The organism is Enterobacter sp. ECC-219 (assembly GCF_043966805.1).
GTDB classification, from domain to species: domain Bacteria; phylum Pseudomonadota; class Gammaproteobacteria; order Enterobacterales; family Enterobacteriaceae; genus Enterobacter; species Enterobacter cloacae_N.
Window position 1 is genome coordinate 216,348 of sequence record NZ_CP143680.1, and the last position, 17,520, is coordinate 233,867.

General features: G+C 56.9%; 17 protein-coding genes. 4 read left to right on the top strand and 13 right to left on the bottom strand.

The window, feature by feature from the left end:
* Positions 1-242 precede the first annotated feature (242 nt).
* On the top strand, positions 243-1,427 hold the full coding sequence (tsgA, locus tag V1603_RS01180) for an MFS transporter TsgA (protein ID WP_166712511.1): 1,185 nt from the start codon (positions 243-245) through the stop codon (positions 1,425-1,427).
* Positions 1,428-1,430: 3 nt separating this feature from the next.
* Here tsgA and V1603_RS01185 read toward each other — a convergent pair whose 3' ends face one another.
* Positions 1,431-2,747: a cytosine deaminase gene (locus V1603_RS01185; RefSeq protein ID WP_395313397.1), complete on the bottom strand. Its 1,317-nt coding sequence runs from the start codon at positions 2,745-2,747 to the stop codon at positions 1,431-1,433.
* Between the two features lie 239 nt (positions 2,748-2,986).
* Between V1603_RS01185 and nirB the strand changes: the two genes are divergently transcribed.
* The 3 genes from nirB (at position 2,987) to cysG (ending at position 7,362) form a co-directional block, all read left to right on the top strand.
* Positions 2,987-5,530, top strand: coding sequence for a nitrite reductase large subunit NirB (nirB, locus tag V1603_RS01190; RefSeq protein ID WP_116342680.1), 2,544 nt, complete (start codon positions 2,987-2,989; stop codon positions 5,528-5,530).
* Complete coding sequence (nirD, locus tag V1603_RS01195; protein ID WP_116342682.1) at positions 5,527-5,853, top strand: nitrite reductase small subunit NirD; 327 nt, start codon at positions 5,527-5,529, stop codon at positions 5,851-5,853. Before nirB ends, nirD begins: the two co-directional genes overlap by 4 nt.
* Positions 5,854-5,988: 135 nt before the next feature.
* Entirely contained in the window at positions 5,989-7,362 is a 1,374-nt protein-coding gene (cysG, locus tag V1603_RS01200) for a siroheme synthase CysG (protein WP_116342684.1), read from the top strand.
* 108 nt (positions 7,363-7,470) lie between these two features.
* On the opposite strand, the gene trpS is transcribed toward cysG, so the two are convergent.
* The 12 genes from trpS to V1603_RS01260 all read right to left on the bottom strand — a co-directional run bounded on the left by trpS (position 7,471) and on the right by V1603_RS01260 (position 17,439).
* Positions 7,471-8,475, bottom strand: a complete 1,005-nt coding sequence (gene trpS / locus V1603_RS01205; RefSeq protein ID WP_116342686.1) for a tryptophan--tRNA ligase — start codon at positions 8,473-8,475, stop codon at positions 7,471-7,473.
* Positions 8,468-9,229: a phosphoglycolate phosphatase gene (gene gph / locus V1603_RS01210; RefSeq protein WP_116342688.1), complete on the bottom strand. Its 762-nt coding sequence runs from the start codon at positions 9,227-9,229 to the stop codon at positions 8,468-8,470. The genes trpS and gph overlap by 8 nt, the downstream gene beginning before the upstream one ends.
* A complete protein-coding gene (gene rpe, locus V1603_RS01215; protein ID WP_024907923.1) occupies positions 9,222-9,899 on the bottom strand; it encodes a ribulose-phosphate 3-epimerase in 678 nt (225 codons plus the stop codon). Before rpe ends, gph begins: the two co-directional genes overlap by 8 nt.
* A 41-nt stretch (positions 9,900-9,940) precedes the next feature.
* Positions 9,941-10,753, bottom strand: coding sequence for an adenine-specific DNA-methyltransferase (gene dam / locus V1603_RS01220; RefSeq protein WP_116342690.1), 813 nt, complete (start codon positions 10,751-10,753; stop codon positions 9,941-9,943).
* 67 nt (positions 10,754-10,820) lie between these two features.
* On the bottom strand, positions 10,821-12,122 hold the full coding sequence (gene damX, locus V1603_RS01225; protein ID WP_233003207.1) for a cell division protein DamX: 1,302 nt from the start codon (positions 12,120-12,122) through the stop codon (positions 10,821-10,823).
* A gap of 92 nt (positions 12,123-12,214) precedes the next feature.
* Entirely contained in the window at positions 12,215-13,303 is a 1,089-nt protein-coding gene (gene aroB, locus V1603_RS01230; RefSeq protein WP_116342694.1) for a 3-dehydroquinate synthase, read from the bottom strand.
* A gap of 57 nt (positions 13,304-13,360) precedes the next feature.
* Complete coding sequence (gene aroK / locus V1603_RS01235) at positions 13,361-13,882, bottom strand: shikimate kinase AroK (protein ID WP_003861630.1); 522 nt, start codon at positions 13,880-13,882, stop codon at positions 13,361-13,363.
* A 286-nt stretch (positions 13,883-14,168) separates the two neighbouring features.
* Entirely contained in the window at positions 14,169-15,407 is a 1,239-nt protein-coding gene (hofQ, locus tag V1603_RS01240) for a DNA uptake porin HofQ (RefSeq protein ID WP_116342696.1), read from the bottom strand.
* Positions 15,319-15,723 (bottom strand): HofP DNA utilization family protein, encoded by a 405-nt coding sequence (locus V1603_RS01245; protein ID WP_163330650.1) that lies wholly within the window; start codon positions 15,721-15,723, stop codon positions 15,319-15,321. The genes hofQ and V1603_RS01245 overlap by 89 nt, the downstream gene beginning before the upstream one ends.
* Positions 15,713-16,168 carry a HofO gene (locus V1603_RS01250; protein WP_395313398.1) on the bottom strand — a complete coding sequence of 152 codons (456 nt, stop codon included), beginning with the start codon at positions 16,166-16,168 and terminating at the stop codon, positions 15,713-15,715. The genes V1603_RS01245 and V1603_RS01250 overlap by 11 nt, the downstream gene beginning before the upstream one ends.
* Positions 16,169-16,171: 3 nt before the next feature.
* Positions 16,172-16,666, bottom strand: coding sequence for a PilN domain-containing protein (locus V1603_RS01255; RefSeq protein WP_395313399.1), 495 nt, complete (start codon positions 16,664-16,666; stop codon positions 16,172-16,174).
* Positions 16,663-17,439 carry a DNA utilization protein HofM gene (locus V1603_RS01260; protein WP_163330647.1) on the bottom strand — a complete coding sequence of 259 codons (777 nt, stop codon included), beginning with the start codon at positions 17,437-17,439 and terminating at the stop codon, positions 16,663-16,665. Before V1603_RS01260 ends, V1603_RS01255 begins: the two co-directional genes overlap by 4 nt.
* Between the last annotated feature and the right edge of the window lie 81 nt (positions 17,440-17,520).

Consider the following 17,520-nt stretch of genomic DNA (forward strand, 5'->3'; position numbering starts at 1 on the left):
TGGCTTGATTCTAAAGAGCAGTATGAACGTAGACCAGCCTTTTACCTAATTTTACGAAATTGAAACAATTATTACTGCGCAAACGATTGGTTAGACCGTCACTTAATGTGATTTAGATCACATTAAAACCTGCAATGACATAATCATTACCCTTAAAAGATAGGAATGGATCACTTTAGCGACTAAAATCTGCCCGCTCTCAGCGCCCCTTCGGCGCTTTTCTTTTTCTGAACAGGCCAGACATGACTAACAGCAATCGCATCAAGCTCACATGGATCAGCTTTTTCTCCTACGCCCTTACCGGCGCGTTGGTGATCGTCACCGGGATGGTGATGGGAAATATCGCAGACTACTTCCAGCTGCCCGTTTCCAGCATGAGTAATACCTTCACCTTCCTCAACGCGGGGATCCTGATCTCTATCTTCCTGAATGCCTGGCTGATGGAAATTGTCCCACTGAAAACACAGCTGCGCTTTGGCTTTGTGCTGATGGTCGCCGCCGTGGCGGGCCTGATGCTGAGCCACAGCATTGCACTGTTCTCCGCCGCCATGTTCGTGCTTGGTCTGGTTAGCGGGATCACCATGTCGATCGGTACGTTCCTGATTACCCATATGTATGAAGGCCGTCAGCGCGGCGCGCGCCTGCTGTTTACCGACTCCTTCTTCAGCATGGCCGGAATGATTTTCCCGATGGTCGCCGCCGTTCTGCTGGCGCGCAGCATTGAGTGGTACTGGGTATACGCCTGCATCGGCCTCGTCTACGTGGCGATCTTTATCCTGACCTTCGGTTGTGAGTTCCCGGTGCTGGGCAAGAAAGCGCAAACTACTGCAGAGCCCGTCGCGAAAGAGAAATGGGGCATCGGCGTGCTGTTCCTCTCCATCGCCGCCCTGTGCTACATCCTGGGCCAGCTGGGCTTTATCTCCTGGGTACCGGAATACGCCAAAGGCCTGGGCATGAGCCTGAACGATGCGGGTAAACTGGTGAGCGATTTCTGGATGTCTTACATGTTCGGCATGTGGGCGTTTAGCTTCATCCTGCGCTTCTTCGACCTGCAGCGCATTCTGACCGTGCTCGCAGGCCTGGCGACCGTGCTGATGTACCTGTTCATCAACGGTTCACCGGAGCATATGCCGTGGTTCATTCTGACCCTGGGCTTCTTCTCCAGCGCGATTTACACCTCGATCATCACCCTGGGCTCCCTGCAGACCAAAGTGGCCTCGCCGAAGCTGGTCAACTTCGTGCTGACCTGCGGCACCATCGGCACCATGCTCACCTTCGTGGTGACGGGCCCGATCGTTGCCCACAGCGGCCCGCTGGCGGCGCTGCACACCGCTAACGGTCTGTATGCTGTGGTGTTCATCATGTGCTTCGTTCTGGGCTTTGTGACCCGCCACCGCCAGCACAACGCGACAGCGGCGTCTCACTAATCCCTACGCCCCTTTGCGCTCGGCAGAGGGGCTGTTTCTGGCAAAGCTCACCTCTTCTCCCCCGATATCCATCTGGATCCACGTCTGCGCCAGTTGCGTAGTGGCAATCACCCTCCCCTGACGGATTGACCAGCGCACCGGCACCTGGCAGCGCACTGCTTCAAACCCGCTCTCCGCAGGCAGAATAATCAGGTTCGCTGGATTTCCCGTCTCAATACCATAGTCGCTCAGGCCAAAAGTACGGGCGCTGTTATGGGTGATCAGATTAAGGCCGCTGTCGATCTGCGGATAGCCCATCATCTGGCACACGTGCAGCCCCATGTGCAGCACCTGCAACATGTTGCCGGTGCCGAGCGGGTACCACGGGTCGAAGACGTCGTCATGGCCGAAGCAGACGTTGATGCCTGCCTCCTGCAGCTCTTTCACCCGGGTGATGCCGCGGCGCTTCGGATAATCGTCAAAACGCCCCTGCAGGTGGATATTCACCAGCGGGTTAGCCACGAAGTTAATCCCCGATATCTTCAGCAGGCGGAAAAGCCGCGAAGTGTAAGCGCCGTTGTAAGCGTGCATGGCGGTGGTGTGGCTGGCGGTCACCCGCGGGCCGATGCCGGCCTCATAGGCCAGCGCTGCCACCGTCTCGACAAAACGCGACTGTTCGTCGTCAATTTCATCGCAGTGGATATCCAGCGGGCGGTCATATTTCTTCGCCAGATCGAAAGCGATATGCAGCGACTGCACGCCGTACTCGCGGGTGAACTCGAAGTGTGGGATCGCCCCCACCACATCAGCCCCCAGTTTTAGCGCCTCTTCCAGCAACGCCGCGCCGTTCGGGTAAGAGAGAATACCTTCCTGCGGGAACGCGACGATTTGCAGCGTCACCCACGGGGCAACCTCCTGCTTCACCTCCAGCATCGCCTTCAGGGCGGTGAGCGTCGGGTCGGAAACATCAACGTGGGTACGCACAAACTGAATGCCGTTGGCAATTTGCCACTTCAGCGTTTTCCAGGCACGCGCTTTCACATCTTCATGGCTGAGCAACGCTTTGCGCTCGGCCCAACGCTCAATGCCCTCAAACAGCGTGCCGGACTGGTTCCAGTTCGGCTCGCCCGCCGTCTGGGTGGTATCAAGATGGATATGCGGCTCAATAAACGGCGGAATAGCCAGACCACCCCGCGCATTTAACACTTCATAACTCTCGGCGTGAGTGTCGTCCATTGGGGTGATGTCACCAAATTGGCCGTTCTCAATGGCAAGCTGCCACAGTCCTTCCCGGCCGGGTAAGCGAACATTCTGAACAAGCCAAAGCGGTGTTGTAGACATTTCCTATCCCCTGATAAACGCAACATTGTTTACGCGTATTTTTGTTTAAAAATCCGCCATTGTTTTGTACACAAAATCGACGACATCGAAAAGCCTGCGATTTCCATAACTTATAAAAATCCTGACAAATCAGCCGCATACCCCCTAAGGAGTAGGCGAAGACGTATTTGATTTACATCAATAAGCGCCCCTGCTGAATCGTTAAGGTAGGCAGTAATAGAAAAGAAATCGAGGCAAAAATGAGCAAAGTCAGACTCGCTATCATCGGTAACGGCATGGTCGGCCACCGCTTTATTGAGGATCTTCTTGATAAAGCCGATGCTGAGCAGTTCGATATTACCGTGTTCTGTGAAGAACCCCGCAAGGCGTACGACCGTGTGCACCTGTCTTCCTACTTCTCCCATCATACCGCCGAAGAGCTCTCTCTGGTGCGCGAAGGATTCTACGAGAAGCATGGCGTAAAAGTGCTGGTGGGCGAACGCGCCATCACCATTAACCGTCAGGAAAAAGTGATCCACTCCAGCGCCGGGCGTACGGTTTTTTACGACAAGCTGATCATGGCGACGGGCTCGTATCCGTGGATCCCACCCATTAAAGGCTCGGAGACTCAGGATTGCTTCGTTTATCGCACGATTGAGGACCTCAACGCCATCGAATCCTGCGCGCGTCGAAGCAAACGCGGCGCGGTGGTCGGCGGCGGTCTGCTGGGTCTGGAAGCGGCTGGCGCGCTCAAAAATCTCGGGGTTGAAACCCACGTTATCGAATTTGCGCCAATGCTGATGGCCGAACAGCTGGACCACATGGGTGGCGACCAGCTTAAGCGTAAAATTGAAAGCATGGGCGTGAAGGTTCACACCAGCAAGAACACCAAAGAGATCGTGCAGGAAGGCACAGAGGCGCGTAAAACCATGCGCTTTGCCGACGGCAGCGAGCTGGAAGTGGACTTCATCGTCTTCTCCACCGGGATCCGCCCACGCGACAAGCTGGCAACCCAGTGCGGTCTGGCGGTAGCGCAGCGCGGCGGGATCATGATTAACGACGCCTGCCAGACTTCCGACCCGGATATCTACGCCATCGGCGAATGCGCCAGCTGGAACAACCGCGTATACGGTCTGGTCGCGCCAGGGTACAAAATGGCCCAGGTCGCCGTGGATCATATCCTCGGCAGCGAAAACGCCTTTACCGGCGCAGACATGAGCGCCAAGCTGAAGCTGCTGGGCGTCGACGTGGGCGGTATCGGCGATGCGCACGGCCGCACCCCGAACTCCCGCAGCTACGTTTACCTCGACGAAAGCAAAGAGGTCTACAAGCGTCTCATCGTCAGCCAGGACAACAAAACCTTGCTCGGCGCGGTGCTGGTGGGCGATACCAGCGACTTCGGTAACCTGCTCCAGCTGGTGCTGAACGCCATTGAGCTGCCGGAAAACCCGGACGCGCTGATCCTCCCGGCTCACGCCTCCAGCGGCAAGCCGTCTATCGGCGTGGATAAACTGCCGGACAGCGCGCAGATTTGCTCCTGCTTCGACGTTACTAAAGGCATGCTGATCTCCGCCATCAACAAAGGCTGCCACACCGTTGCGGCGCTGAAAGCCGAAACCAAAGCCGGTACCGGCTGCGGCGGCTGTATTCCGCTGGTGACTCAGGTACTGAACGCCGAGCTGGCGAAACAGGGCATCGAAGTGAACAACAACCTGTGCGAGCACTTCGCGTATTCTCGCCAGGAGCTGTACCACCTGATCCGCGTGGAGGGCATTAAGTCCTTCGACGAACTGCTGGCGAAGCACGGCCAGGGCTACGGCTGTGAAGTGTGTAAACCGACCGTCGGCTCGCTGCTGGCGTCCTGCTGGAACGAGTACGTGCTCAAACCAGAACACACGCCGCTGCAGGACACCAACGATAACTTCCTGGCGAACATCCAGAAAGACGGTACCTATTCCGTCATTCCGCGTTCCGCCGGTGGCGAAATCACCCCGGAAGGTCTGGTCGCCGTGGGCCGTATCGCCCGTGAATTTAATCTGTACACCAAAATCACCGGCTCCCAGCGTATCGGCCTGTTTGGCGCGCAGAAGGATGATCTGCCGGAAATCTGGCGTCAGTTGATAGAAGCAGGCTTCGAAACCGGCCACGCGTATGCCAAAGCGCTGCGAATGGCGAAAACCTGCGTGGGCAGCACCTGGTGCCGCTACGGCGTCGGCGACAGCGTGGGCTTCGGCGTTGAGCTGGAAAACCGCTACAAAGGCATCCGTACCCCGCACAAAATGAAGTTCGGCGTCTCCGGCTGTACCCGCGAATGTGCGGAAGCGCAGGGTAAAGACGTGGGGATCATCGCCACCGAGAAAGGCTGGAACCTGTACGTGTGCGGCAACGGCGGGATGAAACCACGCCACGCGGACCTGCTGGCGGCGGATCTCGATCGCGATACGCTGATCCAGTATCTCGATCGCTTTATGATGTTCTACATTCGTACCGCCGATAAGCTGACCCGTACCGCTTCCTGGCTGGATAACCTGGAAGGCGGTATCGACTACCTTAAGTCCGTCATCATCGACGACAAGCTGGGCCTGAACGAACAGCTGGAAGCCGAGATGGCTCGCCTGCGCGAGGCGGTGATCTGCGAGTGGACCGAAACCGTCAACACCCCGGCGGCGCAGACGCGCTTCAAACACTTTATCAACAGCACCCAGCGCGACCCGAACGTACAGGTTGTACCGGAGCGTGAACAGCATCGTCCGGCGACACCGTATGAACGTATTCCGGTGACGCTGGTGGAGGAAAACGCATGAGCCAGTGGGTAAACATCTGCGAGATTAACGACATTCTGCCCGCCACCGGCGTGTGTGCGCTGCTGGGCAACGAGCAGGTCGCCATTTTCCGCCCTCGCCACGATGAACAGGTCTTTGCCATCAGCAATATCGACCCGTTCTTCGAGGCCAGCGTGCTCTCACGTGGACTGATTGCCGAGCATCAGGGTGAGCTGTGGGTCGCCAGCCCGCTGAAAAAGCAGCGTTTCCGTTTAAGCGATGGTTACTGCATGGAAGATGAAAGCTTCTCCGTGAAGCACTACGACGTCCGCGTTAAGGACGGCAAGGTGCAGCTCAAGGCGTAACCCTCCGCCTTTTCAATAGGAAAGGCTTATGACCCCTTATGGGTAACGGCAGGAAAAACCGTATGTTCTGTACGATTCCTGCTGTTATCCTGACGTCAATTCTTACCCCCTCCTTGAATGCTGTGAGGTAATGTCGTGGACCACCTGCCGATTTTCTGTCAATTACGCCATCGCGACTGCCTGCTTGTGGGCGGCGGCGATGTGGCTGAACGCAAAGCGCGCCTGCTGCTGGAAGCCGGAGCCCGACTGACCGTCAATGCCCTTACTTTCGCCCCGCAGTTTGACGTCTGGGCTCAGGAAGGGATGCTCACGCTGGTGCAGGGAGAGTTTGATGAGTCCCTGCTGGATACCTGCTGGCTGACCATTGCCGCGACAGATGACGATGAAGTGAACCAGCGCGTCAGCGACGCCTGCGAAGCGCGCCGTATCTTCTGCAACGTGGTGGATGCGCCGAAAGAGGCCAGCTTTATCATGCCGTCGATTATCGACCGTTCACCGCTGATGATTGCGGTGTCGTCCGGTGGACGCTCGCCCGTTCTTGCCCGCCTGCTGCGGGAAAAGCTGGAAGCTATTTTGCCGCAGCACCTTGGTCAGATAGCCCATTACGCCGGGCAGCTTCGCTCCCGCGTGAAGCAAACCTTCTCGACCGTTGGCGAGCGCCGTCGCTTCTGGGAAAAATTCTTTGTGAACGACAGGCTGGCGCAGTCGCTGGCCAATCAGGATGCGAAAGCGGTGGAAGAGACGACCGAGCAGCTGCTGAGCGAGCCGCTGGATCACCGTGGTGAAGTGGTGCTGGTCGGGGCTGGTCCGGGCGATGCGGGCCTGCTGACGCTGAAAGGGCTTCAGCAGATCCAGCAGGCGGATATCGTGGTTTATGACCGCCTTGTCTCCGATGACATCATGAACCTGGTGCGTCGCGACGCCGACCGCGTCTTCGTCGGCAAGCGCGCAGGCTACCACTGCGTGCCGCAGGAGGAGATTAACCAGATCCTGCTGCGCGAAGCGCAGAAAGGTAAGCGCGTGGTGCGCCTGAAGGGCGGCGATCCGTTTATCTTTGGTCGCGGCGGCGAGGAGCTGGAAACCCTGTGCAATGCCGGCATTCCATTCTCCGTGGTGCCGGGCATAACGGCAGCGTCCGGGTGTTCAGCCTACTCTGGCATTCCGCTCACCCATCGTGATTACGCCCAGAGCGTGCGTCTGGTGACGGGCCACCTCAAAACCGGCTGCGAGCTGGACTGGCATAATCTGGCCGCTGAAAAGCAGACGCTGGTGTTCTACATGGGGCTAAACCAGGCCGCCACCATTCAGGCGAAACTGCTGGAACACGGCATGGAGGCGGATATGCCCGTTGCGCTGGTGGAAAACGGTACGTCAATCAAGCAGCGCGTGGTGAATGGCGCACTGACGCAGCTCGGTGAACTGGCGCAGCAGGTCGAAAGCCCGGCACTGATTGTGGTGGGTCGCGTGGTTGAACTGCGCGATAAGCTGAACTGGTTCTCGAATCTCTAACGCAGAGATCGGAAGCAAGATGGTATTTGTCGGGTGGCGTCTCCGCCTTACCCGACCTACACGATCCCGTAGGCCGGGTAAGCGTTAGCGCCACCCGGCAAAGCAGGCTTAAGGTTTGCCCACAAACCCAATCGCTTGATACACCGCTTTCAGGGTTTCGGACGCGCGCGCGCTGGCTTTTTCCGCGCCATCTTTCATCACCTTCTGCAGGAAAGCTTCATCGTTGCGGTAGCGGTGATAACGCTCCTGCAGTTCGGTCAGCATGCCGGAAACGGCTTCTGCCACTTCACCTTTCAGGTGGCCATACATCTTGCCTTCGAAGTGCTGTTCCAGCTCAGGAATGCTCTGCCCGGTCACGCCGGAGAGGATATCCAGCAGGTTGGAGACGCCCGCTTTGTTCTGCACGTCGTAGCGCACTACTGGCGGCTCGTCGGAATCGGTGACCGCGCGCTTGAGCTTTTTGACGACCGATTTCGGATCTTCCAGCAGGCCGATAACGTTGTTGCGGTTATCGTCAGACTTGGACATCTTCTTGGTCGGCTCCAGCAGCGACATGACGCGCGCGCCGGATTTCGGAATAAACGGCTCTGGCACTTTAAACACGTCGCCATAAAGCGCGTTAAAGCGCTGGGCGATATCGCGGCTCAGCTCCAGGTGCTGCTTCTGGTCTTCACCCACCGGCACCTGGTTGGTCTGATACAGCAGGATGTCAGCCGCCATCAGCACCGGATAGTCGAACAGGCCGGCGTTGATGTTTTCAGAGTAGCGCGCGGATTTATCCTTGAACTGAGTCATACGGCTCAGCTCGCCGAAATAGGTGTAGCAGTTCAGCGCCCAGCCCAGCTGTGCGTGCTCCGGCACGTGAGACTGAACGAAAATGGTGCTCTTCTCTGGGTCGATACCGCAGGCCAGGTACAGCGCCAGGGTGTCCAGGGTGGCTTTGCGCAGCTTCTCAGGATCCTGACGGGCGGTAATCGCATGGAGATCGACGATGCAGTAAATGCAATGGTAGTCATCCTGCATGCTGACCCACTGACGTAACGCACCCATGTAGTTACCAATGGTCAATTCACCTGAAGGCTGTGCGCCACTAAAAACGATGGGCTTAGTCATTATTCAATTCCTGATGTTCACTGTGCGAAAGCCCGAGTGCGGGCAACAAATCTTTGAAGTGGTCGAACACAACGTCCGGCTCACTCAGCGTGATGGCTTCACCGTAGTTGTAGCCATAGGTTAATCCGACGGAAGGACACCCAGCCGCTCGGGCAGCCAGAATATCATTACGTGAATCCCCGACAAAGAGCAGCTCCGCAGGCGTTAAGGATAATTTTCCTGCCACCAGCAACAGTGGTTCCGGATGCGGCTTTTTGTTCTGCACGTCATCCCCACCTACAATCACGGAGAAGTATTTCGCAATATCCAGCGCCTCCAGCAGCGGCGCAACAAACGGCGTCGGCTTGTTGGTCACCAGCCCCAGCGGGATCCCTTTGGCATGCAGCGCGCTCAAGGTTTCCAGGACGTCCGGGAACAGGAAGCTCCCCTCCTCGACGGTCTCTTCGTAGAAGCGGTCAAACAGCTTGCGAAGAATACGCAGCTGCTCATCCTGCGGGATATCGGCGTGATCGACGCTCGGTTTACCCTGCGCGGAACGCTGCGACGCGCGTTCCTGACGAGCCCATGTTAACGCGCGCTCCATCAGGACATCGGCACCGTTGCCAATCCACGTAATAACACGATCTTCGCCCGCAACGGGCAGTTCAAGAGCGTACAACGCCTGGTCTACGGCGCTCGTTAAGCCCGGCGCGCTGTCGACCAGCGTGCCGTCGAGGTCGAATGCCACACCCCGAATTGCCTGCAATTTATCCATGACTTACCTTCGCCAGCTCTCGGCGCATTTCATCAATAACTTTTTTATAATCCGGTTGGTCGAAAATTGCCGAACCTGCAACGAACATATCCGCGCCCGCTGCCGCAATTTCGCCAATGTTATTCACTTTCACACCGCCGTCCACTTCCAGACGAATATCGTAGCCTGACTCGTCAATGCGACGGCGCACTTCGCGCAGCTTATCCAGCGTGTGGGGGATGAACGACTGGCCGCCAAAGCCCGGGTTAACGGACATCAGCAAAATCACGTCCAGCTTGTCCATAACGTAGTCCAGATAGCTCAGCGGCGTAGCCGGGTTAAACACCAGCCCCGCCTTACAGCCGTTCTCTTTGATCAGCTGCAGCGTGCGGTCAACGTGCTCGGAGGCTTCCGGATGGAAGGTGATGATGCTGGCGCCCGCTGCGGCGAAATCTGGCACGATGCGATCGACAGGCTTCACCATCAGGTGAACGTCGATCGGTGCGGTAATGCCGTAGTTACGCAGCGCCTTGAGCACCATCGGACCGATGGTCAGATTGGGAACGTAGTGGTTATCCATAACGTCGAAATGGACGACATCTGCGCCAGCTGCGAGAGCTTTAGCCGTGTCTTCACCCAGGCGGGCAAAATCGGCCGACAGAATTGAGGGGGCAATCAAAAACTGTTTCATCCGCATCTCCTTGAAATGTATTTACCGGCGGGCAAAACGGCTCAGGGGCGATAAAGAGCCAGGAGTTCGTCCACCTTTTTACGTGTGCCGCCGTTGCTGCTAATGCTACGCCGCACCTTAACCTGAAAATGCTTCGCGGCTTTGTACCATTCGCGCGTATCAGGGGTATCGTGATTTGAAATTAACACCGGAATTCTTTTGCTGACCAGCTTTTCCGCCATCTCCGCCAGACGGGCCTGTTCGGCCGGGCTGAAACTGTTGGTGTGGTAGGCGGTGAAGTTCGCCGTCGCAGACAGCGGCGCGTAAGGAGGATCGCAGTAAACCACCGAATTTACGCCTGCCAGCTCCATACACTCTTCATAGGAGAGGCAGTGGAATTCTGCATTCTGCGCTTTTTCCGCAAAGTGATACAGCTCGTCCTGCGGGAAATACGGGCGCTTATAGCGACCAAACGGCACGTTAAATTCACCGCGCAGGTTATACCGGCACAGGCCGTTGTAACCATGGCGGTTGAGATAAAGGAACAGCAGCGCGCGGCGGAACGGATCCTGGCTCTGATTAAATTCCGCGCGGAACTGGTAGTAGACGTCAGGGTTGTTGTTCTCTGGCGTAAACAGCTTGCGCGCCTCATCCACATACTCATCGGTACGCAGCTTAACAATGTTATAGAGGCTGATAAGGTCGCTGTTGATATCCGCCAGGATATAACGAGAAAAATCGGTGTTCAGGAACACCGATCCCGCGCCCACGAAGGGCTCGATAAGACACTCGCCTTTTGGCAGGTGCTTTTTAATATCATCGAGCAGGGGGTATTTCCCCCCTGCCCATTTCAGAAAAGCGCGATTTTTTTTCATGCTGACTAACTGATTACACCTTCTCCGGCTGTGGAGAAAGCTCCGACAGCATCCTGCGCTTTAAACATTACTTCAGATCGGCCTGCACCTGATGAATCGGCTTCGCCCATGGGTTCTTAGCCTGAACATCAGCAGGCAGCGACGCCACGGCGCGTTTCGCTTCATCTTTGGAAGCGTAAACACCGCTTACCAGCACATACCACGGCTGACCGTTACGGGTCGTCTGATAAACCACGTAGTTTTTCAGATTCGATTTCTTCGCCCAGCCGTTGAGGTTGTCATAGTTAGACGAACTGCTCAACTGCAGCGTGTAGTTGCTGGATGGCGCAGATTTCAGCGAACCGACGTTGCCAGCGGTTTTACCTGCTGCTGCACTGGAAGCCGTCGCCGTTGCGGCAGGCGCAGCGGTGGCAGCAGGTGCCGTTGTAGTTGCCGTCGCTTTCGGCGCAGTCTGCGTGACTGGCGCTTTAGCTGGTTCGCTTACTGCAGCCGTTTCTGTGCGTTTCGGCTGTGCCGGTGCGGTTTTCACTTCAGGCGCTTTTACCACGGCCTGAGGTTTGGTTTCACGCTTCGGCTCAATGACCGCCTGCTTACGTTCAGGACGTGTTGCAGTTTGCGTCTGGCGCGGCTTGGTTTCCGTTGCTGCAGTCTGCGGCTGAGCGGTAGAACCGTGAATCGGCGCGACGGTTGCAGGTTCAGTTGGCAGCGTAGAGTTAACCACGACGTTATCAACCTGCTGCTGGTTTTGCGGCTGCATCAGCGCATTGTTCAGGTCTCCCTGAACTTCAACACGCTGCTGGCCTTGAGGCGTGACAGGGGACTGGCCCTGAGCAGGCGTTGACGAAACAGGCGGCAGAGAAACATCCTGCGGCGTCGTTGTGTTGCTGGCAGTCTGCTCAGCAGAAGTGGTACCCGGCGCTGGCTGTGCACCATTCGCCTGATCCGTCGCATCATTACCGGAGAGGTTGATGCTCTTCTCTGCGGAGGCGGTTTGTTCGGTTGAGTTGGTGGACGGTGCTTTCAGCGCGGAGCCAATGCCAACAATCAGCAGTACAAGCACCAGAACGCCAAGCCCCATCATAATGTACTGACGGGAGGCCGGTTTTTGCGCAGCGGCTTTTTTACGTTTACGCGGGCGACGCTCTACAGGCTGTTCGTCCATTGAATCTTCTTCGGACTCATAATCCTCTTCTTCTCGCTCATCACGCGCGTTGCGGCTGCGCGAAGGGCGACGATCGTCTGCATCCAGATCAACATCGTCAAAGTTGATCTGCGGCTCGTTATCACGTTCTGAAGATTGACGAGAACGACCAGTACGACGATCGCTGGGATCGGGTTTCAGCTCGTCTTCTGGTTTGAATTCATCCATTTAACACCCCACTCAAAGGCTTATGCCTACGTCTTTGCATTTCGCCTGAAGCTAAACGACCACCGGTAACAGTGGCCTGACCTTTCTAGTTGTTACGCCTGCTGGCAATCAGCAATAGCGCCAAGAACGACATCGTGCGACACTCCGCCGCGCACTTCACTCTTCCCTATTGCAAGCGGGAGTACAAGACGCATCTCACCTGCCAATACTTTTTTATCGCGCATCATGTGGGGTAAATACGCTTGCGCCGACATCTCTTGCGGCCCGGTTACCGGCAAACCCGCACGTTCAAGCAGTGCAATGATACGTGCCGTTTCTTCCGGTTTAAACTGCCCAAGGCGTTCAGAGGTGCGGGCTGCCATGACCATGCCAGCCGAGACGGCTTCACCGTGCAGCCAGTTGCCGTAACCCATTTCGGCTTCAATGGCGTGGCCAAACGTATGCCCAAGATTCAGTAAAGCACGTAAGCCCGTTTCACGCTCGTCTGCGGCGACAACTTCTGCTTTCAGCTCACAACAACGACGAATGCAGTATGCCAGTTTCGCCTCATCCAGGCGCAGCAACGCATCCATATTCTCTTCAAGCCAGTTAAAGAACTCGCCATCCAGAATAATGCCGTATTTGATTACTTCAGCCAGGCCAGAAGCCAGCTCGCGCTTCGGCAGGGTTTTCAGACAGTCGAGATCCACCACCACCGACGCAGGCTGGTAGAACGCGCCAATCATGTTTTTGCCGAGGGGATGGTTAACTGCCGTTTTGCCACCCACAGAGGAGTCGACCTGAGACAGCAACGTGGTCGGGATTTGAATAAAACGGACGCCACGTTGGTAGCTTGCGGCCGCAAAGCCGGTCAGATCGCCCACAACACCGCCGCCCAGGGCAAGCAGTGTTGTATCGCGACCGTGCGGTTTTTGCAGCAATGCGGTAAAGACGGTATCGAGCACCGTCAGGCTTTTATACTGCTCGCCATCGGGCAGAATCACACTGTCGACTTTTACGCCTGCCTGCTCAAGCAGGTGGCGTACGCGGTCGAGATAAAGCGGAGCCAGCGTCTCATTGGTGACCAGCATCGCCTGATCACCCGCTTTTAGTGGTAAAAAGGAAGCTGGGTCGTTAAACAAACCAGCCGCGATGGTGATAGGGTAACTACGTTCCCCGAGAGTAACTGTAATCCTCTCCATGACGCGACATCCACCTTTAATGCTTTTACCCGCAGGCGAGTGTATATAAAGCCAGAATCAGTTGCTTTCCAGCATATGAATAATCTGGTTTGCAACCACTTTAGCGCTCTGATCGTCAGTACGAATGGTCACATCGGCAATCTCTTCATACAGCGGATTGCGTTCATCGGCCAACGCTTCAAGAACTTCGCGTGGTGGCGTTTCAACCTGCAGCAGCGGGCGCTTTTTATCGCGCTGCGTACGTGCCAGCTGTTTCTCAATGGTCGTCTCGAGATAGACCACTACGCCACGGGCGGAGAGACGGTTGCGGGTTTCGCGAGATTTCACAGAGCCGCCGCCTGTTGCCAGTACGATGCCCTGTTTTTCCGTGAGTTCGTTGATCACTTTTTCTTCTCGGTCACGGAAACCTTCTTCGCCTTCTACATCGAAAACCCAGCCCACATCAGCTCCGGTTCGTTTCTCAATCTCTTGATCAGAATCGTAAAATTCCATATTGAGTTGTTGAGCTAACTGACGCCCAATAGTGCTTTTGCCGGCACCCATAGGCCCAACCAGAAAGATATTGCGTTTCTCTGCCATTTTATCGGTACTACTAAGACTATTCGTTAATGGTAATCCCCGCTTCGCAGACACCCGGCGTAGCAGGACATGAACTGAAACCTCATATGCAATAGAGCGAGAGTCAGACTAAAAATTATCTCAATACTCCGGCTTGTTTGGCAACTGATTAAATCACCGCGCCGGGCGCATAAGGTAATAAGACGTAAGTCCAACTCAAATCGGTACTCCTTGTATGCTAATTCATGCCCCACGTCAAACATCTGCAACAAACTGAATGCAAAATCATTGCGGGGATCGTTACCCGTTAGTGAATACCGACCAGACGTGGCGTAATAAACACCACTAACTCACGCCGCTCATTATCTTTTCCATCATGGCGAAAAAGCTGTCCCAGCCAGGGGATGTTCCCAAGCCCGGGCACGCTGTCGCTGCCGGTTTTGTTCTTTTGCGAAAAAATTCCGCCCAGCGCCAGCGTTTCTCCACTTTTTACCTCCACCTGGGTTTCTATCTCCTGCTTGTCGATAGCCAGCGTTTCGCCATCGGCCTGCTGCAATACCTGTCCCGGCATGTTTTCACTGATGTGTAACTTCAGGCGCACGCGCCCGCCGGGCAATACTACCGGCGTGACCTCCATTCCGAGAACCGCCTCTTTGAACTCCACCGAGGTCGCCCCGCTTTCACCGCTTGAAACCTGATACGGGATCTCGCTTCCCTGCTTGATGCTGGCCGGTTGCATGTGCGAGGCCAGCAACCGCGGGCTGGCGATGATATCGACCTGCTGTTTTTGCTCCAGCGCAGAGAGCTCCAGATCCAACAGCCTTCCGTTAATCCGCCCGATGTTAAACCCCACATGCGTGGTAGCACTGGCCACAGAAAGATCGCTGCCAAGCGTCGTGAGCTGTCCAACCTTGCCCGCCTCAGTGGCCTCGGCAAGATTCCACTTCACCCCCAACTCACGCAGGCTTTTTTCATTAATGGTGACAATGTGCGCCGCCAGCTCAACCTGCTCGACGGGAATATCCATCTGAGCCGCCCACTGCTGCAGCGCCTCCAGCACCGCCTGACTATCCCTGACCAGCAGACGGTTGGTGCGTTTGTCGACAGATAAACTCCCCTTTGGACTCAGGAGCGTTTCCGCAGCTTTTTGCAATTCTCCGGCATCCGCATAAGAAAATGGGATGCTTTTTGAGACCAGCGGTGCATCAAGCTGTCGACGCGCCCGCTCCTGCTCTAAACGTTCCCGCTGCTCGCGCTGCCATGCCGCGGTATGAACATAAAAAATACCGCTCTCCTCACGCAAAACGAGCCCGGCGCTGGTGACAACCGTCTGTAACGCCTGCCGCCAGGGGACGCGCGTCAGGTTAAGCGAGAGCGTGCCGCTGACATCCGGCGATACCACCAGATTACGGTTCTCCTGCGTGACCAGCGCCTGCAGCACCTGAACCACCGGCACGTCATCCACCACCAGCGTGACCGGCTTTGGCACGGCGGCCCACAGCGGGCGGCTGAACGCCAGCAGCAACAGCACTATCCTTAACTTCATTTTTATCCTTTCCTTCTCGTTGCCACGCCCATTCTTCGGGATCGCATGTGTCACCCACATCAACAACCAGTTCCGTTTCATTGATGGCCGTTATCCGCCAGCCCGCCGGGAAACGTTCCTGCGCTTTCAGGCGATGCCAGCGCCTTTGCCCATCCTGTAAAATGCCAACGCGCTGCTGCCCTCCTACCATTCCGCGGTAGTGCCACTGTGCCAGCTCGGCTGTGGCGCAGGGGTCATCCGGCGGGCGAAAGGGATCGCGCATGCCGGTCAACAGCAGCGCCGAGCAAACCAGCAGGTATCTCGCGCTATTTCGCATGTTCCAGCTCCAGCTGCAGGCGTAACGCCGTATTTTGTGGCGAAAGCGTAAAAGCAGCGACCCGCACATCCCGCTGCGCCAGCCGGGAAAAAAGAGGAGGGATCGCCTGCCACTCCGCCTCCAGCGCCAGTTCACCGCCGTTCTGCAACGGCTTCCAGTGAAGGAGCCTTGTGCCCTCCCCCTGAAAATCGAGCGGTGAAAAGGGCTTTAGCTCCAGTGCCGTCCGGGTTTGCGAGCTAAACGGCGCCTGACTGGCGGTGGGCCACAGCGACGCGTTAGTCCGCGCGGCCTGGATCAACTGCTGCTGTCGCTCCGCACACTGCTGCTCTACTGGCCGGAGCAATACGCCCCATGCTGCCAGCCCCATCAGGAGAATAGCCAGCCCTCCGCAGACCAGCCGACACCAGGGACGACTCTCACACCAGCGTTCTAACAAGGTGTCCACGCGTTACCCCTCGCTTTTCAGGTGCAGAGTGAACATCCAGCGCCCCTGGCTATCCTGCCGGAGTTCCCCCTCTGGCCCGGTCGTAAAGCCGTCTATGTGCTCCAGCCCATTACGTAAGGCAGAGAGCGCCGGCAGGGTGGTGGCATATCCGATCAACATCAGAGCTGGAGGCTGATAACGCAGCTCTGTCAGCCAGACCTGCGCAGGCATAGCGCCAGAAAGTGTCTCCAGCACCCGTTGCCATGCGCGGCGCGGCGGCGTGCCAGCAGGTTTCTGCGCCTCTGCTGTGGGTCGCTGGCGAGACACAAGGCCACGCTGCACGGACTGCGTACCCGCCAGTTGAGCCTGTAGCGCGCGCAGCGTTACCAGATGGTTCATCCTTACGCTAAAAACGGCCAGCAGCATGAGCAGCAATGCGCCGGCAAACACGCCGGCCCAAAAACGCAGGCATCGCGCGCGCCGCTGCTGACGCCAGGGCAGGAAGTTGGTCATGTTCATTCAGGCACCTCGCTCATGGCCAGCGCCAGCGCGACGGTATAGTCAGCCCCGCATTCGGGAAGAGGCGCATGCCAGCGCTGCAGCGTTTCCCATGGGGTTCGTTCGGCATCAAAGAGCGCGATGTCGTTCTGGCTGAGAGCCAGCAGCGCCGCCAGCTCAGTGACGTTTTCTGCTTCAGCGGTATAACGACGCCCCCACTGATGGCGCATGGCCCACAGCCATTGATGCGCATCCCGCCAGGCGACGCACTGCGTCGGCGCTACCGCAGGCAGCAGGTTCGCCAGCGCGCTGGCATCCGGAGTGATGGTAGCCAGCCGCAAACGTAGCGTTTTCGCCAGAGTCAGAAGCGTTTCAACCTCTTTGTTTTGTGCAGCAGTCACGTGAAACGTATTGCTGAAGGTGTCCTGGGTGTAGTCGAAACAGAGGGACTCTGCAGACATCTCCAGTTCGCGCGAGAGCGCCGCCCCCAGCCACGAGAGCTGCTCGCTGTCGCGCAATGCAAGTGCTGGACGAGGCAACGATTTTTGCAGAGTCCGTGCAGCAGGGAAGGAGAGAAACACCCGGTGGTAGTGCGGTAGCGCTTTCCGCCAGCCGCGTAAGGCATCGGCCAGCGCTTCTGGCTGGCAAATTTTGCCGTCACGAATGATGCCTTCGGCCAGAGGAATGGCCCACCAGCGGCGTAAGCACCAGCCGCCTCTCTCCCGGGCCAGCGCCGCAATCAGCACCCTATCCTGTTGAATATGCACGCCCGTTTGCCATGTTTTGAAAGCCATGCTTCACGATCTCCTTATCGCCCGTCGCCTTGACGGCTATATCAATGAATCAGGCTTGCCTTTATACTACCGCGCGATTGT

Bases quoted from the DNA above. Each gene is read 5' to 3' on its own strand.
- V1603_RS01260 (WP_163330647.1), bottom strand. From the start codon at position 17,439: ATGGCTTTCAAAACATGGCAAACGGGCGTGCATATTCAACAGGATAGG.
- rpe (WP_024907923.1), bottom strand. From the start codon at position 9,899: ATGAAACAGTTTTTGATTGCCCCCTCAATTCTGTCGGCCGATTTTGCC.
- aroB (WP_116342694.1), bottom strand. From the start codon at position 13,303: ATGGAGAGGATTACAGTTACTCTCGGGGAACGTAGTTACCCTATCACC.
- V1603_RS01245 (WP_163330650.1), bottom strand. From the start codon at position 15,723: ATGCGAAATAGCGCGAGATACCTGCTGGTTTGCTCGGCGCTGCTGTTG.
- aroK (WP_003861630.1), bottom strand. From the start codon at position 13,882: ATGGCAGAGAAACGCAATATCTTTCTGGTTGGGCCTATGGGTGCCGGC.
- dam (WP_116342690.1), bottom strand. From the start codon at position 10,753: ATGAAAAAAAATCGCGCTTTTCTGAAATGGGCAGGGGGGAAATACCCC.
- tsgA (WP_166712511.1), top strand. From the start codon at position 243: ATGACTAACAGCAATCGCATCAAGCTCACATGGATCAGCTTTTTCTCC.
- nirB (WP_116342680.1), top strand. From the start codon at position 2,987: ATGAGCAAAGTCAGACTCGCTATCATCGGTAACGGCATGGTCGGCCAC.
- V1603_RS01255 (WP_395313399.1), bottom strand. From the start codon at position 16,666: ATGAACATGACCAACTTCCTGCCCTGGCGTCAGCAGCGGCGCGCGCGA.
- nirD (WP_116342682.1), top strand. From the start codon at position 5,527: ATGAGCCAGTGGGTAAACATCTGCGAGATTAACGACATTCTGCCCGCC.
- trpS (WP_116342686.1), bottom strand. From the start codon at position 8,475: ATGACTAAGCCCATCGTTTTTAGTGGCGCACAGCCTTCAGGTGAATTG.
- gph (WP_116342688.1), bottom strand. From the start codon at position 9,229: ATGGATAAATTGCAGGCAATTCGGGGTGTGGCATTCGACCTCGACGGC.
- V1603_RS01185 (WP_395313397.1), bottom strand. From the start codon at position 2,747: ATGTCTACAACACCGCTTTGGCTTGTTCAGAATGTTCGCTTACCCGGC.
- damX (WP_233003207.1), bottom strand. From the start codon at position 12,122: ATGGATGAATTCAAACCAGAAGACGAGCTGAAACCCGATCCCAGCGAT.
- hofQ (WP_116342696.1), bottom strand. From the start codon at position 15,407: ATGAAGTTAAGGATAGTGCTGTTGCTGCTGGCGTTCAGCCGCCCGCTG.